Origin of the sequence: Paenibacillus anaericanus (assembly GCF_003994475.1) — a bacterium.
Lineage (GTDB): Bacteria > Bacillota > Bacilli > Paenibacillales > Paenibacillaceae > Fontibacillus > Fontibacillus anaericanus.
The window spans coordinates 132,206-147,261 of the sequence record NZ_RZNY01000012.1; the positions used below are offsets into that span (position 1 = coordinate 132,206).

Below are 15,056 nucleotides of genomic sequence, written 5' to 3' on the forward strand. Positions count from 1 at the left end.
CACTTAAAAGTAATATCTGGTTATAGTTAAAAGTTATAACGAGTATCTAAGCTTACCATCTAGCTATTATAGACGATCTTTATATTTATTCATTTACAAAGATATTTTTACGCTCTCTTAGACTTTGTAAAGCGTCCTTTGAAAATATAAGTTAACGTAATCAGGATATAAATTGCTAGGGTAATACTTGTGACGATTATAGAAGTTGTAAAGATAATTCCAATCAATATAGCACATAAAGTAATAATGGCTATCCATGTTGTATACGGAAAGAATTTTACTTTGTAGCCGCTTGTTTGTTCAGGCATATTTTCACGTGATTTCAGATGAGCAATCGCAATGATTAACCAGATAAATAAAACGGTATATCCTAAAGAACCCATTAAATAATCAAATGTTTTACTTCCTGCAAACAAAGAAATGATTACACCAATATATAAAAAAGAAGTACATATTAAAATTGCATAAACAGGAACTTTCTTTTTAGATAGACGGGAAAAGATTTGTGGTATAAGTCCATCCACAGCTTGTGTGTATAGAACGCGTGATGCACCATATAACCCTGAATTCATTGATGAAATAATGGCTAGTAAGATAACAGCGTTCATAATGTGATCTGCACCTGGAATTCCTATCATTTTAAATACCATTACAAACGGACTTTCGGCTACGCCGTTAACTTCATTCCATGGAATTAGACTTACAATGATGAGGAATGGAATGATATAGAATGATATGATCCGTACTAATGTATTGCGAACGGCTTTGGGAACAACTTTTTCTGGATTTTTCGTTTCAGCCAACGTAACACCAATAATTTCTGTACCACCATAAGAGTAGATCACAACAAGCATCGCAGTAATAATTCCTGTTGATCCGTTGGGAAAGAAGCCACCGTGCTTTGTTAAGTTAGAAAAACCAACGGCTGTATGATTACCAAAGGTGACCAGTAATAGCAATAACCCAGCAATAATAAACACAACAATAACCGTAATTTTAATTAAAGCAAGCCAGTATTCTGTTTCAGCAAATACTTTTACTGACAATAAGTTAATGACTGTCACGATCACAGACACGGAAAGAGCGAGTATCCAAATTGGATATTCCGGTAACCAATATTGAATGAATATGGCTGCAACAACGGCTTCAGCCGCAATATTTAATACCCACATTTTCCAATAAATCCAATCTAGAAAATAAGCGGGGTATTTTCCTAGAATCGATTCTACTAAATCTCTAAATGTTCTTGCGTGACTATTGCGAACAGCCATTTCGGCGAGACCTTGCATAACGAATAATAGAATAATTCCACCAATCAAATATGCAATAATAACGGATGGACCTGCCATATCAATGGCTGAACTACTTCCTTTAAATAATCCAGCTCCAATAGCACCACCTAAAGCCATCATCGTAATATGGCGAGAAGTCATTGTACGCTGCAATTTCTGATTGTCTTTCTCCATAACAATACCTCCAAAAAACATATTATACTTACTCCACTCTACTCTCATAGAAAAAAGGCATGTCGTCTCTTCCTTCATAATCAAATGAAAGAAGAGACGACATGCCTTATGCATACCGCGGTACCACTCTTGTTGGTTCATAATGAACCCAGCTTTAAGACCTTGTAACGAAGGTTACTCGTTAAAACATAGAGAATAGTTCAACTATTCTTTTTGTCTTACCACTCCTGGGCGAGTTCAGAGCATTATTGGACTGCGTCACACCACCCGCAGCTCTCTTTGCCAAATAATAGACTCTTACTACTCCCAATCATTGTGTTTGTAATGTTATATCCGAAATTTTCAATTAATAGAATGTACTATACGGATTTGCATTTAGATTGTCAATGATTAATAACACAAAAATATTATGACGCATTCATAAATGATATTAATCGAAAACCTATTAATTAGTTTTTACTTACATCAGCTTAGCTGCTTCACTTTCCAAATCGGATATTTCCAGCAAAATATTGCAATAAGGCTTTAAACTGCTTTTATCACCAAATAGATGCGCTGCCGAAAAATCTTGTGGGATTAGTCGTTCCAATTCCAGAGAAAGTCTGGTAATCCGCTCATAAATGGAGGCCAGATCCGCTCTCCCGTTATCGTAAAAAAACTGAACCGCATACTGTCGATCCAAATATTGCTTGTAGTTGCACATCACATTGAGGTAAGGCTCAAAAGGGTCGTCCCAATCATAAGTCATAAGTGCATTCACAAATGCCTGATGTGCGGCAAGACCATTATATTGACCAAGCGTGAGATACTCTTCCACAATCAGCCGTTTGATCAGCTTCAAAGTTTCAGCAAAGATTTCCTCCTTGGACAGCCCCTCGCCTTTTCCCTCGATAATGAGGATTCGTCCCTTGCTGCCTTCTGCAAAAAATCCATCATGCCAATTCGATTTGCGGAAATAGCCAGTATCGTCAGGCTCCTCCTTATGATCCTCTTCTGAATACATAAAGGGATTGTATCCTAGCAGCACATCTCCATCTTGATCGTAACCGGAAATGACACAAGCATCGGAGCAATTGATTACGCCCTCAAGTGTAATAACAGGGATACCTTTATCAATACTGTCCATAATAAGCTTCTTGTCGATCGCATAAGTGCCCCGAACATGGGGAGTTACCCGATATCCGAGCATTCTAAAGATATGTTCAATGATGATCGGCGTATGTATGACATGATAATTGCCATGATTCCATAGTTCCGCTGTCGGCATGGAGAAAGAAGTGCGAAACGCGCTACCCGATACTGCACATACATCATCATAATTCAGGTTCTCGCCGATAGCGTTAAGCGTTGAAACGACACTGTTCACAAATTCGTTTTGACGCTTCGTATCCGTCCAGTCTACCTTCTGCAAATTAGGAATAATATTTCTCCGCATACTAAATCCTCCTGATATGCTGATCTGTATGGAAATTGGAGCGAATCGGAAGTTATTCAAACCGGAAATGGCAATCCGGGAGGGAGCACAGCGAAATAATCGCTTGAAAGCTTTTGAAAAAGCCTCCACCGTGTCATATCCATATTTAAAGGCAATTTCCGTTACCGTAACCCTGCCTCCTATCAATTCATCCGCTGCGCAGGACAGACGGCGAAACCGAACATATTCCATTACAGAATAGCCTGTTATAGCACTGAATAGATTTTGAAAAGAAGACGACGAGTACTTAATTGCTTTGCCGATCACCTCCGCAGAAAGTTCTTCCAGAAGATTGTTTTCAATATAATCCACAGCCTCTTGGATCTTCTCAATCCAGCTCATTGCCCCACCTCATCCTGATTCCATTATAAGCGAAATGTTAAATCGTTACTTGTCAGAATAGATGATTAATTGTCCATTTTTCAAGTCGTTCAATGATTTTTATATCAATGGCCTCGTCGGTCTGGATATTATCAAAAGTAGTAACATAATTGACTTGGATCAGATGCAATGCATCCATAAAATTCCAATCGCAACTAAAATAGGGACGTGAATAAACCACGTCCCCAATCCTCTATCTAATCACAAACCCTTATAAACCAACAAAGCCACCGACTCCACATGTGTGGAGTGCTTAAATTGGACAAACTTTGATGTGACAGTATTCGCTTAAACAGTAAAATAAATTATCTCAAGTTTAAATATCATCAAATTCGTAATAAAACACCTTTGATGGCTATTTTCTTATCCCTTCACTGCACCGGCTGTCATACCACTTATCATATAACGAATCAGTATGAAGTATAAAATAACAATAGGTACTGCTATAAAGACGGCGCCTGCTGCAAATCTTGAAAATTCAGTTTCGCCAAGGCTCATCAGACCTACCGCTACTGTATAGAGATTTTTTTCCTTTAATAATAGCTTTGGCAATATAAAGTCACTCCATGGGAAGGTAAAACTTGTAAGTGCGGTATAAACGATCATAGGCTGGGACAATGGCAGATGGATTTTTTGAAATATCTGAAAATTAGTTGCCCCGTCAATTTTAGCTGCTTCATCAATAGAGTAAGGAACCGTATCAAAAAAACCTTTTTGGGTTAAATAGCCCATCGGGGCGCTGGAACTGTAAATTAGGATGACACCCCATAAATTATTAATTAGTCCGAATTGTGTCATGATAATATATACAGCGATCATTCCCATAAAGGAAGGAAACATGCCAAGTATCAGAGTACCTTTCATGATCTTCTTCCTGCTCTTGAATTGGAACCTAGACATGGTATATGCCGTTAATATAACAAGAAAAGTACCAATCAAACTGCTGAATACCGCAATTTGCAACGTATTCATAAACCACTGGGGATAATTATACATGGCGGTATCCGTAAATAAGGTTTTAAAGGTATCCAGACTATATTCACTGGGGAAAAAGCCCTCATATGTGTAGATGGATCCTGATTTACTGAAAGATGCTAAAATCAACCAAAGACAAGGAAAGAGGAAAATCAATGAAACTACAATAAGTGTGGAATGTGTAATAACGCTATCTGCCGCATGAAGAAATTTGTTTTTTTTCATCGGAAAACATCCTCCTCTTTATAAGATGGCGATTTAACATAAACCAACAGTGAAATCAATGAGGTGATCAGGAATATGACTAAACTGATTGCCGCACCGATATTATAATAGTTGTTATTAATGGATAAATTAAAGAGCCAGTTAATTAGCAGGTCCGTATCACTAGCTAAGAAATAGCCATCCATATACAATCCGCCACGGAGGAAGAAAAAGATACCGAAATTATTAAAGTTTCCTATAAACTGACCAATCAATACCGGAGTCGTCGAAAACAAAACAAAAGGTAATACAATTTTTGTGAATTGCTTCCACCGTTTTGCACCGTCAATTCTAGCCGCCTCTAACTGGTCCATATCAAGGTTTGTTAATATACCTGTGGTTAATAGCATAATAGAGGGTACTGTAATCCATGCGTTGACCGATAAGCCAATAAGCCTTGCCATCCATTTAGCATCGATATCCAAAAAGCCAATGGCTTTATACCCCATATCTATTATCATTTGGTTAACAGGCCCACCATAAGAAAACATAAAGCGGAAACCAAGCAAGGTAATAAATCCAGGCACTGCGTAGGCTAGGATAGGAAATGCCCTCCATATAATCGTACCTCTTACACACTTTTTATTAAGAAGCAGGGCGAGACCAAGTCCTGCAAAATAATTCAAAAAAGTAGAGGATACCGCCCAAAGCAGGTTCCAGTTAAGAATCTTTCCAAAGGTTGGCGCAAATTGTGAAAGGGTTGCAATCTGTATAAAATTGTTGAAACCCACCCAATCGACCAGTTTGGGAGGAACAATATTACCGCCATAATTCGTAAATGCAACCGCAATCATAAATACAATAGGCAATATACTGAATACAAATACACCTATAATCGGTAGAGACAGTGTTACCTTGTAGAATTTATCATCCAGTAACTTTCTCACATCTTCAGAGAAGGTTCTTGGCTTCCCTCCCTTCTCCACCACAACTTGAGTTTCATATGCATCTCGAACATTTGAAAGGTAGCAGCTAATAAATAGAATAATTGCCGCTATGAAAAGAATACCCATAAGCAGCATAACAACGGAGTTATCTCCTTCAATTCCAAACCATGCATCCTTTTCCTTAGTTCCTAATGTGAAAAAACCTACAAAGTCAGTAAACCCCCGAGATATCAAATAGAGAACTCCACAGGCAAGGATGGTAAGGTATAGCATACCCTTTCCAATTTGACCATACATTAACTGTCCCAGGCCCATAACACATATACTCGCTTTCACATTTTTGCCTGCATTTTTTTTAAAAAAAATTAGTTTCTCTATTTTTTGGCTAAACATATTCATATAGACACCTCTAATTAGAAAGTGTGTGGATGGCATCAAGGATTTGCTGATCTACAACCTTTAGCCCACTCTTTATCTTTTCTGTAGAAGTATATTTTTTATCGGATGTACGGAAGGCGTCTTTTGCCAAATCAGCAAAGAAGGTCTCTGTCGGTGACCACACCTGTACCATTTCAGTAACGGATGGCATGACTACAATATTACCTTCATTTAAGTTATTAAATACAATTTCCGAGACTCCTCCCACTGCTTTAGCAGCATCGGAACGTGCAGGTATACTTCCAAGCAACTCCTGTCTCTTCATAATCATCTCATAACTTGTGGCAAATTCGACAAAAGCAAGGCTCGCATTAGGTGCTTTAGTATAAGCACTGATAGCATATCCATTTATACCGCCCATAGCCTTTTGAGGTATTAATTCTGGATTTTCTTCCGTTAAATCACCACTTGCAGGTAGCATAGGAAGTCCGGCTACAACCAGATTTTCTTCAGCTAATGCTTTGGCCTCCTCCTTACTCTTACCTTGCTTTTCATATTCCAATGCCAGTTCTTTAATAAATAAGGTATAAACATCCGGTGTTGTCATAGTGGCAAAATAAGTACCATCTGCAATTTTGCTATAGCCATTTACTGTTATGGAATCGTCTATGCACTCTTCATTCATTACAGAAGCAAGCTTTAACAACACATTTGCTCCAACCTCTGCATTACCAGCAGATAATCCCACTTCTTTTGGGTTAGTATTATGATCTCCAAAGATATAACCTCCATAGGAGAAAAGGAAGCCGGAAGAAAAATATACATCAAATAATGACCGCATATAACCATATTTTCCAGTACCTGATTCAACGATTGACTTTGAATATTTATACAGAGCATTCCAGTTTTCTACCATGTCCGGTACCTTATTCTTATTGTCATCCCAATTTGTTTCCCAGTCATTAGGAAGCATATCCTTACGATAAAATAACATGGAGGTCTGAACATTTACAGGAACACCCATATAATAGGATTTGCCATCTACCTCAGACTTATATGCATCCCATGCATTGTCTGGAATCTGGGAAAAGTACTCCAAAGACTCCGCAGGGATTGGATAAATATGTTTGCCCTTTACATATTTCATAATGGAATCATTCGCCTGATACAATACATCCGGTCCATACCCATAAGGTCCGTCATCTGCCAAATTACTGCGTTCATCCATATTGGCATCCACTGCAACAATTCCATACTCCTTATATTTTTCATTAAAAGCGTCAATTAATTGATTAAAGTATCCCTGTTGGATGGCAGTATCATTTTCAAGGACACGAAGTGTAACACTTCTTTCTAACTCGCCATTGTAAATTGATTTTAATGCACTTTCCTCAGCAGACGTATCCTTCTCATCCAAGGTGTCTGTTGATGTACAACCAGTCAATTGTCCAAAACTTAATAAAGCCACCAGTACAAGGCAAAGAAATCTCTTCATAATCATCCACTCCTCAATTTTGATAAATTACAAATCCATCCGTTAATAAGTTACATTCCAGCAATTTATTTTGAGCTAGTATTGTTCCAGTTTGGCTGATTCCTACTGTTTTTCCAGATTGATTCAGAATTAAATTAATTTCACTGTTTTCAAAGGTTCGAATGATATAGCATAGATTCTCATCATAGGAAATACGTATATCTCCCTTCTGGAATACAGGCTTTTGTTTTAATGACAACAGATTCTTTAGAATCTCCATAAATGGAATATCCCAGTGGGATTCCTCCCAATCGAAACACCTTCTATTATCCGGATCATATCCACCCTCAAGTGATAATTCCGTTCCATAATAAATACAAGGTGCCCCCATATACGTACACATGACAGCAATGGCTGAAAGTAAGCGGTCCTTATTTTTATTTACAGAGGTAAAAAAACGGTCCGTATCGTGGGAATCCAGAAGATTCAGCATCATAGCATTAACCTGCCCGCTATTTCTCATTAACAAATGATTTAACTTTTCAGCAAACCCCTGTGCGTTAACAGTCTGGAAAGCATAATAATCTAGGCAGGCTTTGGTAAAGGCATAGTTCATGATACTGTCATACTGATCTCCCTGTAAAAATGCATTGGCATCATGCCAATTTTCCCCGATAATTACACACTCTGGCTTAACTTTCTTAACTGCTTCTCTTAACTTTCTCCAAAAGTGATGAGAAACCTCATCAGATACATCCAAGCGCCAACCGTCAATATCATATTCCTTGATCCAGAAGAGAGCTATATCCAGTAGAAATTGTTGTACTTCGGGGTTACTGGTATTAAACTTCGGCATATATTCACAATAAGCAAATACCTCATAATTGATGTTTTCGGTATCAATTTTGTCGCCCTCAATCATAAACCAATTAAAATACTTTGATTCTTTTCCTTTTATAAGTACATCCTGAAATTGTGGCAGCAGATTACTACAGTGATTGAATACCGCATCCAATACAATCTTAATACCTCGTTTATGGGCCTCGTTGACCAGTGTATAGAAATCCTCATTTGTTCCAAAATGCGAGTCAATTTTTTTATAATTGTATGTATCATATTTGTGGTTAGAAATTGACTCGAATACAGGAGTTAAGTAGATACCATTTACCCCAAGGTCTTTTAGATAATCTAACTTTTGTGTAATACCCGGAATATCTCCGCCTGTAAAGCTCTTGGGGTCTGGCACTCCGCCCCATCCCAAATTGATATAATCTGTATTTTTATCTACTAACCCTTGATTAAAACGGTCAATAAATATCTGATAAAATACTGCGCTCCGCGTCCATTCTACAACTTCATGAATATCATTAAGGTTTATATAAGGCATCTGAAAGCAATTATAATAGGACAATTTAAAATCATAGGTGGAAGTTAGTCCATCTTCTGAAAAATAGTAGCATTCCTGACCCTTCCAGATTCGAAACACATAGGTTAGTCTTACATCTTCCAACTCAAGCTCTATTTCGTAATATTTAAATAGATTATCCTTATATTTTTGTTCCATTACTGCAGTTTTTTGTTCCAGGTAGTACTTGTATTTACCACCATATACCACCTCAATTCGGTCTATATCATCTTCTTTATCCATACGTAAACGTAATATTATTGCATTCTGATTTATGGGATAGCAGTATTTGGACTCAGGTATATGTAGTATTGCTTGTTTATTCATAGTATTCATTCCTTTGATGTGATTTTTATATATTCACAAAAATGCAAATAAAGTATATAACTAAGTCATGGATAAAAAAATTACAATTAGGGACATTGCTAAGCAAGCTGGTGTCTCAGTAGCCACAGTTTCATATGTTATTAACAACCGCACGGATCAACGGATCAGCGAAGAAACAAAGAGAAAGGTCATGCAAATAGTCAATCTGTTGGACTATACACCAAATTCCTCAGCGAGGTCCCTGTCTACGAACAAAACTTATAGTATCGCTCTTTATATGATGACTGAGACTTCTCTGTTAAAACGTTCCGAGCAATTACTTTTGATTGAGACATTATCTGAGGTTTCGACTCATTACGGATATCATTTGATTATCCAAGACAATAAGGAAATTGATAAATTAAATCATGTGGATGCCATTTTATGTTTTGATACCACACTTGATTTTTTCCTTCGTATCGGGGATAAAAATCTTGTTCCTGTAATTGCCGTTGACTGCTTAATTGATATTCCCTGGTTTTTTCAAGTTTGCAGCGATTATAAGCTTCTAAAGAAAAATGCTGATAAACATTTTGGAGTTGATAATTATATCTATATATGTTTAACTCCAAACAATGAGCTATTAAAATCGTTTATCTGCAACACTTTCCGTGAAGTAAAGTTTGTAAAGGACTTAAAGGATTTTTCAGAGATTACTAATCAAAATTACGTATATAATCAAAATGCTCTGAATGATCTTATGGCAGAAAATGAAAATTCCTGCTATATTCCATATGACTTACATTCGAAAATGGACAGGGTATATCATTGCATAGACTTAGCTATAAATCGCATTCCTGATATGGAACACACCCAATTTGTATAATCATTTTTGCAGAAGGCTGCCGTAAAAATATGTGGCAGCCTTTTTGCCTTTAGTAGAATATACGGCAGCCTGTTTTCTTTTAATTTTTTTATTTTACCTTAAAGGTTAGTGTCAGTTCTTTCGTTTCCGGGTTATAGGTAAAGGTATACACTCCCGCCGCTTTTGCGATAATATTGTCACTGACACTGCCCTCAACAAATTCCAGTGAATTTTTGTCCTTAATATTACTGAATTTTACATACTCATTTCCTACATTTTCTGTGTCTCCGGTTTTGACTGTGGAAGTAAATAAAAATTCTTCTTTCTCTGCTAACTCAATTGTTAAAGCAGGCAGTCCATCTATTTCTTTGAATCTGTATTTATCCTCATAAACATCATTCCAATTCGTTGTAATGGAACTCTTAATATAGTATGAGGTTGTAACATCTGCGATTGCGTCCTTTGGTTCACCGTTATATACCCACTCTATGGTGTCATAAGGGTTTGAATTAAAATTTTCTTTCGTTTCATCGGTGTAATTGCTATTCTCAGTATCATAGACATCAGCACCAGGATATGTAGTTAACTTAAGTGTATAGTTACCAGATTTAAGGGATTTAATATTCGCCCTTTTGGCTTCATTGGATTGATAATTACTGCCAGCGCCTGAAAAGTATTCAATTCCATCCTGACTTGTCGTTGTTAAATAGCCAGCTCCCCTTTGGTTATACCATGAAGTATTAGTCGCTAACTGAAATTCGTCACCTTCATACAAATCGATACTAATGGAGTAAACGTTTTCAATAGCTTCCTTGGTTAGAATGTGACTGTCATCAATTACAGTTCCCCAGTTGGAGGTGACTAGTATCGGACTCTTACCACTTCCCACAACAGCAAAACTCCTTGTATCTTCTTTTTCTTCTAAAAAGCCTGCAAAGATTTTCGTATCAGCAGTCACTGGTGTGCTAAAGTCATATTTGTGGGTTAAAGAAGGTGTTCCATACCAGCCCATAAATATATAGTTATCTTTCTGCGGGGTATATTCTTTTGCTGATTCACTCTCCTTAACTTCTTCTTTCGATAATTCCGTATTTCCATCCATATCATAAAAAGTTACTGTATATAGAGTCTTCTCTATCGTTTCCTTTGAACTATCCGTGTTGTTTGATACACCAGGTTCCATAGTTGAGTCTGATTTCCCACAAGCAGTCAGTAAAAAAACACTTACGAAAATAGATAATAATACCATAAATATTGCTCTGCTTTTTCTCATAAATTTTACCCCCCACAAATTGATTAACCGGTTAAGCAGAAATTAAAATAAAGAGCGTCTAAGCAAAAGACGCCTATTCATTGTTGCTTAACTGTTTAAGCAGATTTTACTATGCCCGTTGTTATATGTCAATTCCAACCATCAACTTCGCGGTAACCCCGCACTCAGGAATTATTCTATAATCGCTCATCATGATCAGAACGAACATGATGAAAGTATTACGACTGGGCATACAGCTAGAAAAAGAAGTACTCCCAAAACCTATCCACCACTGCAATCTTAACGATCTGTACCATTCCTCACCAACAAAGCCACCGACTCCACATGCACCGTATGCGGGAACATGTCCACCGGCTGTACCTCTACCGTTCTGTATCCGCCATCCTCCAACACTCGCAAATCCCTCGCTAAAGTGGCAGGATTACACGATACATACACAACACGCTCTGGCTTCATTTCGAGAATCGTCTCCAAGAGACGTGGGTCGCAGCCTTTGCGAGGTGGGTCGACGACGATGACATCGGCCTCTATCCCTTGCTCTTTCCAGCGAGGGATGACGTCCTCGGATGCTCCTACTTCAAATGTTACATGCTGCATGTTGTTGAGCTCCGCATTAGCGCGAGCATCTTCGATGGCTTCTTTGACGATCTCGACACCGTACACTTGCTTGGCATGCTGCCCTAAGAATAAAGAGATCGTACCGATTCCACAATAAGCATCGATCACAGTCTCTGCTCCTGTTAGCCCTGCATACTCAACAGTTTTCCCATAGAGCACTTCTGTCTGAACAGGATTCACTTGATAGAAAGAACGAGCCGAGATAGCGAACTTAACGTCACCAATGTAGTCGTAGATCACGTCTTTTCCCCAAAGAACACGGGTAACATCGCCAAAAATAACGTTAGTTTGTCGCGTATTCACGTTCTGGCAGACGCTCACAACCGCAGGAATCTCTTCCCGAATTGCATTGATCCACTCATTCTCACGTGGAATTTTATTCCCATTGGTGACAAGGACGAGCATCATCTCCCCCGTACGGAAGCCAACCTTAACGACGACGTGACGCAATAGGCCTTGTCCTGTTTCTTCATTGTAGGCGGTAATGCCAACGCGGCGACCGATAGCCTTGACCCTAGCAACCACATCATCGTTGCTCTCATGCTGAATGAGACAAGTCTCCATATCTATGATGCGATGGCTACCTCGGGCATAAAATCCACCGACCAAACCACCTTCGGTAACGCCAATAGGCACCTGCGCCTTATTACGATAACGCCAAGGCTCAGACATACCCAGCGTTGGAAGAACGACGATACCACGATTGGAGCTCTCTTCGTCAGTCACATTCAGTTTACCGATTCGTTCCAATGCATCCACAACATGCTGCCGTTTCCAGGCAAGCTGACCTTCGTAGCTCAAGTGCTGGAGTTGACAACCGCCACATTTATCATAGATTAAACAAGGTGCAGCGACTCGGTCAGGGCTCGCTTCTACCACTTCTAGTAACTTAGCATATCCATATTGCTTCTTTATCTTTAGAACTTTAACCCGGACTTGCTCCCCCGGCAAAGCTCCTCCCTGAACAAAAAGCGTGTAGCCATCAACTCGGCCTACTCCTTCGCCGTCATGGTTCATGCCAATGATCTCAATAACCACTTCATCATTTTTCGCAACCGGTAAGCCGGCGATCTGCGTTTCGGCAGGAGTATTCATAGCTCTCCCTGCTCTCCCACCCCTTTTGCCCCCGCGGTTAGTTTGTCCTCCGCTATTCGAGCCTTTTCCGCTTCCTGTCCGTTCGTTCCGGTGACTTGTCATGACGAATGCTTCACTTCTTTCCTAAAAAATTATATATAAACATCTTACGATACTTGTCCACTTATATCCGCACAAATCCCCCGCCGGTACTGGCAGGGGATTATTGATTCTAATCAGAATTCCATTACTTTAAGTGTATTTTATACATCTATTATCCGCTAGTTTCCACTGACCAATATTTTAACTGCATAACCTACACTTAATCAGTCCAAGGTAACTCTTAATTTCATAATATGGGAGATATAACTGTATTTTTGCATCTATTTCACTGGTTTCACTGAATTCTAGAAGAATAACTGTACTTTATACATCTAAACCTCTTCGCTACTTAGCTTAGCCACTAGTTCTTCTCTTCTTCACTTAAGCAAAAATCCGTAGGTGCTGTGGCAGAATCTCGAAGACTCCAGGTAGCTCACCGCCCAATTCTCCATCAAGGTTAAGCAATACATGGCCTGGTGAGGTTACCTCCATCCGCTTCGTCTTGAGATAGACAACGTGAGGATCATTGAAATGATCACCGCGTAGTGCCATCGATACGAGTCGGATAAACTCCGGTAGGTTACATTTCTTGACTGCAATAACATCAAGCAGTCCGTCATCGATCCGTGCTTCTGGAGCTAGCTTCTCAAAGCCACCAACCGAATTACTATTCGCAATCAGGAAGAGCATAAACTCGCCTTCCAATACTTCATAGCCATCAGCGTTAATAATTAATTTCGTTGGTGACAGACTCGCCATCTTCTCGATGCCCTTCATGTAATAAGCTAGTTGGCCAATCAATGTCTTAAGACGGCTAGGTACCTCATAGGTCAATTCCGTCAAAGAACCTCCACCCGCGATATTGATAAAATAACGATCGTTTGCCTTACCGATATCAATCGGCCTCGTCTTATTCTCAATTACTAAATCGCAGTAATCCTCCCAACGCTTCGGAATACCCATAGCTCTGGCAAAATCGTTCGTTGTTCCTAGTGGGAACACGCCGAGCGGCGGCAAATGGCTCTTCCCGGCCATCCCGTTAACAACTTCATTTAATGTGCCGTCTCCGCCCGCAGCTATAATAATATCATAGCCCCTGCTGACAGCGTCAGCAGCCGCAAGTGTTGCGTCACCTTCACCTGTCGTTGCATGACAAGTCGTCTCAATACCAGCCCTGTCAAGCCGCTCCAGTACGTCTGGGAGCAACCGCCGCATTTCCTCCCGTCCAGAGGTTGGATTATAGATCAACCTAGCTTTTTTCATTCCATGAACGCCACCCGTTTTTCATAATTTCATTGATCTCATTATATTTAATATTTGATGTAATATCCAGCGGGACAATAAATGGTGCGGTAGCAATGCTTCCCCTGAATAAATATATTGTAATCCACTAAGGCGTGAAGGTATCGCCGTCTTTGTGAAATAACCAGCACTTAAAAATAGCGGTGCAATAATAACCTCACAACCATGATTCTCCTGCCAGTATATCACTTTACTCCGTACACTGTCGGGATTAAGTAGTGCATAATCTGAATAAGCCAATCCACTAAGCTCTGCCACTCGTGTAGAAAGCGAGGAAATACCCTGCTCCCAACGCTGTAAGAAACCATCATGTTTACTACCATGACCAACTAGAAGCAGTACCTCTTGTGCGGGATTACGAGATAGAAACTTAACCTTATCCCAGATCATCTCAGCAATTACTGGGTCATCATCTATAGGCTCACCAAACAACACGCGGGCGGAGAGACGAAAATGTTGCAAATCAGTCTCCTTCTCCGGCGTGTTCTTCATGCCGAACGCATAAGCAATCTCATCAATATGTGTGCTCCCTGAAGATACAAACAGGGGAATAACGATGAGGTCTGTAACGCCCTGTGATTCCAATCGATCGATTCCATCCTGAATAAGACGTCCTTCCACAATTTCAAGAAAGGAAGTCTCAATCGGTATGCCCCCCGGTAATTCTGCCACAGCTTCAGCTACAGCAGAATCGACCGAGGTTACCCACTCTATGTCAGGAGAGCCATGACTAATCACTAATACACCTGGAATAGACATCTTATTCTCCGTTATAGCCGACCCACGATTCGCCATCGCTTCCAACGGCTCAC

General features: G+C 39.5%; 11 protein-coding genes and 1 other annotated feature. Of the genes, 1 reads left to right on the top strand and 10 read right to left on the bottom strand.

Features of this window, described 5'->3' with window-relative positions; translation table 11 throughout:
* Nucleotides 1-107 precede the first annotated feature (107 nt).
* The 6 genes from EJP82_RS15480 to EJP82_RS15505 form a co-directional block, all read right to left on the bottom strand.
* Nucleotides 108-1,466 (bottom strand): amino acid permease, encoded by a 1,359-nt coding sequence (locus EJP82_RS15480; protein ID WP_127192966.1) that lies wholly within the window; start codon nt 1,464-1,466, stop codon nt 108-110.
* Between the two features lie 89 nt (nt 1,467-1,555).
* Nucleotides 1,556-1,789: a binding site (T-box leader), on the bottom strand.
* Between the two features lie 137 nt (nt 1,790-1,926).
* A complete protein-coding gene (locus tag EJP82_RS15485; protein WP_127192967.1) occupies nt 1,927-3,282 on the bottom strand; it encodes a helix-turn-helix domain-containing protein in 1,356 nt (451 codons plus the stop codon).
* Nucleotides 3,283-3,684: 402 nt separating this feature from the next.
* Entirely contained in the window at nt 3,685-4,521 is an 837-nt protein-coding gene (locus EJP82_RS15490; RefSeq protein ID WP_127192968.1) for a sugar ABC transporter permease, read from the bottom strand.
* Nucleotides 4,518-5,846, bottom strand: coding sequence for a carbohydrate ABC transporter permease (locus tag EJP82_RS15495; protein WP_211350116.1), 1,329 nt, complete (start codon nt 5,844-5,846; stop codon nt 4,518-4,520). The genes EJP82_RS15490 and EJP82_RS15495 overlap by 4 nt, the downstream gene beginning before the upstream one ends.
* Before the next feature lie 10 nt (nt 5,847-5,856).
* Nucleotides 5,857-7,320: a sugar ABC transporter substrate-binding protein gene (locus EJP82_RS15500; RefSeq protein ID WP_127192969.1), complete on the bottom strand. Its 1,464-nt coding sequence runs from the start codon at nt 7,318-7,320 to the stop codon at nt 5,857-5,859.
* A gap of 13 nt (nt 7,321-7,333) precedes the next feature.
* A complete protein-coding gene (locus tag EJP82_RS15505; RefSeq protein ID WP_127192970.1) occupies nt 7,334-9,031 on the bottom strand; it encodes a glycoside hydrolase family 13 protein in 1,698 nt (565 codons plus the stop codon).
* Between the two features lie 67 nt (nt 9,032-9,098).
* Between EJP82_RS15505 and EJP82_RS15510 the strand changes: the two genes are divergently transcribed.
* Nucleotides 9,099-9,896 (top strand): LacI family DNA-binding transcriptional regulator, encoded by a 798-nt coding sequence (locus EJP82_RS15510; RefSeq protein ID WP_127192971.1) that lies wholly within the window; start codon nt 9,099-9,101, stop codon nt 9,894-9,896.
* An 88-nt stretch (nt 9,897-9,984) separates the two neighbouring features.
* On the opposite strand, the gene EJP82_RS15515 is transcribed toward EJP82_RS15510, so the two are convergent.
* From EJP82_RS15515 to EJP82_RS15530, 4 genes are all read right to left on the bottom strand, one after another.
* Nucleotides 9,985-11,148 carry an InlB B-repeat-containing protein gene (locus tag EJP82_RS15515; protein WP_127192972.1) on the bottom strand — a complete coding sequence of 388 codons (1,164 nt, stop codon included), beginning with the start codon at nt 11,146-11,148 and terminating at the stop codon, nt 9,985-9,987.
* A gap of 279 nt (nt 11,149-11,427) precedes the next feature.
* The gene (rlmD, locus tag EJP82_RS15520) at nt 11,428-12,861 is read right to left on the bottom strand and encodes a 23S rRNA (uracil(1939)-C(5))-methyltransferase RlmD (RefSeq protein ID WP_246054183.1); all 1,434 of its coding nucleotides are present in this window, start codon (nt 12,859-12,861) and stop codon (nt 11,428-11,430) included.
* A 462-nt stretch (nt 12,862-13,323) separates the two neighbouring features.
* Nucleotides 13,324-14,205, bottom strand: a complete 882-nt coding sequence (locus tag EJP82_RS15525; protein ID WP_127192974.1) for a diacylglycerol kinase — start codon at nt 14,203-14,205, stop codon at nt 13,324-13,326.
* A 21-nt stretch (nt 14,206-14,226) separates the two neighbouring features.
* Complete coding sequence (locus EJP82_RS15530) at nt 14,227-15,003, bottom strand: sirohydrochlorin chelatase (RefSeq protein WP_127193024.1); 777 nt, start codon at nt 15,001-15,003, stop codon at nt 14,227-14,229.
* Between the last annotated feature and the right edge of the window lie 53 nt (nt 15,004-15,056).

Bases quoted from the DNA above. Each gene is read 5' to 3' on its own strand.
- EJP82_RS15505 (WP_127192970.1), bottom strand. From the start codon at position 9,031: ATGAATAAACAAGCAATACTACATATACCTGAGTCCAAATACTGCTAT.
- EJP82_RS15490 (WP_127192968.1), bottom strand. From the start codon at position 4,521: ATGAAAAAAAACAAATTTCTTCATGCGGCAGATAGCGTTATTACACAT.
- EJP82_RS15500 (WP_127192969.1), bottom strand. From the start codon at position 7,320: ATGAAGAGATTTCTTTGCCTTGTACTGGTGGCTTTATTAAGTTTTGGA.
- EJP82_RS15485 (WP_127192967.1), bottom strand. From the start codon at position 3,282: ATGAGCTGGATTGAGAAGATCCAAGAGGCTGTGGATTATATTGAAAAC.
- EJP82_RS15480 (WP_127192966.1), bottom strand. From the start codon at position 1,466: ATGGAGAAAGACAATCAGAAATTGCAGCGTACAATGACTTCTCGCCAT.
- EJP82_RS15530 (WP_127193024.1), bottom strand. From the start codon at position 15,003: ATGTCTATTCCAGGTGTATTAGTGATTAGTCATGGCTCTCCTGACATA.
- rlmD (WP_246054183.1), bottom strand. From the start codon at position 12,861: ATGAATACTCCTGCCGAAACGCAGATCGCCGGCTTACCGGTTGCGAAA.
- EJP82_RS15515 (WP_127192972.1), bottom strand. From the start codon at position 11,148: ATGAGAAAAAGCAGAGCAATATTTATGGTATTATTATCTATTTTCGTA.
- EJP82_RS15525 (WP_127192974.1), bottom strand. From the start codon at position 14,205: ATGAAAAAAGCTAGGTTGATCTATAATCCAACCTCTGGACGGGAGGAA.
- EJP82_RS15495 (WP_211350116.1), bottom strand. From the start codon at position 5,846: ATGAATATGTTTAGCCAAAAAATAGAGAAACTAATTTTTTTTAAAAAA.
- EJP82_RS15510 (WP_127192971.1), top strand. From the start codon at position 9,099: ATGGATAAAAAAATTACAATTAGGGACATTGCTAAGCAAGCTGGTGTC.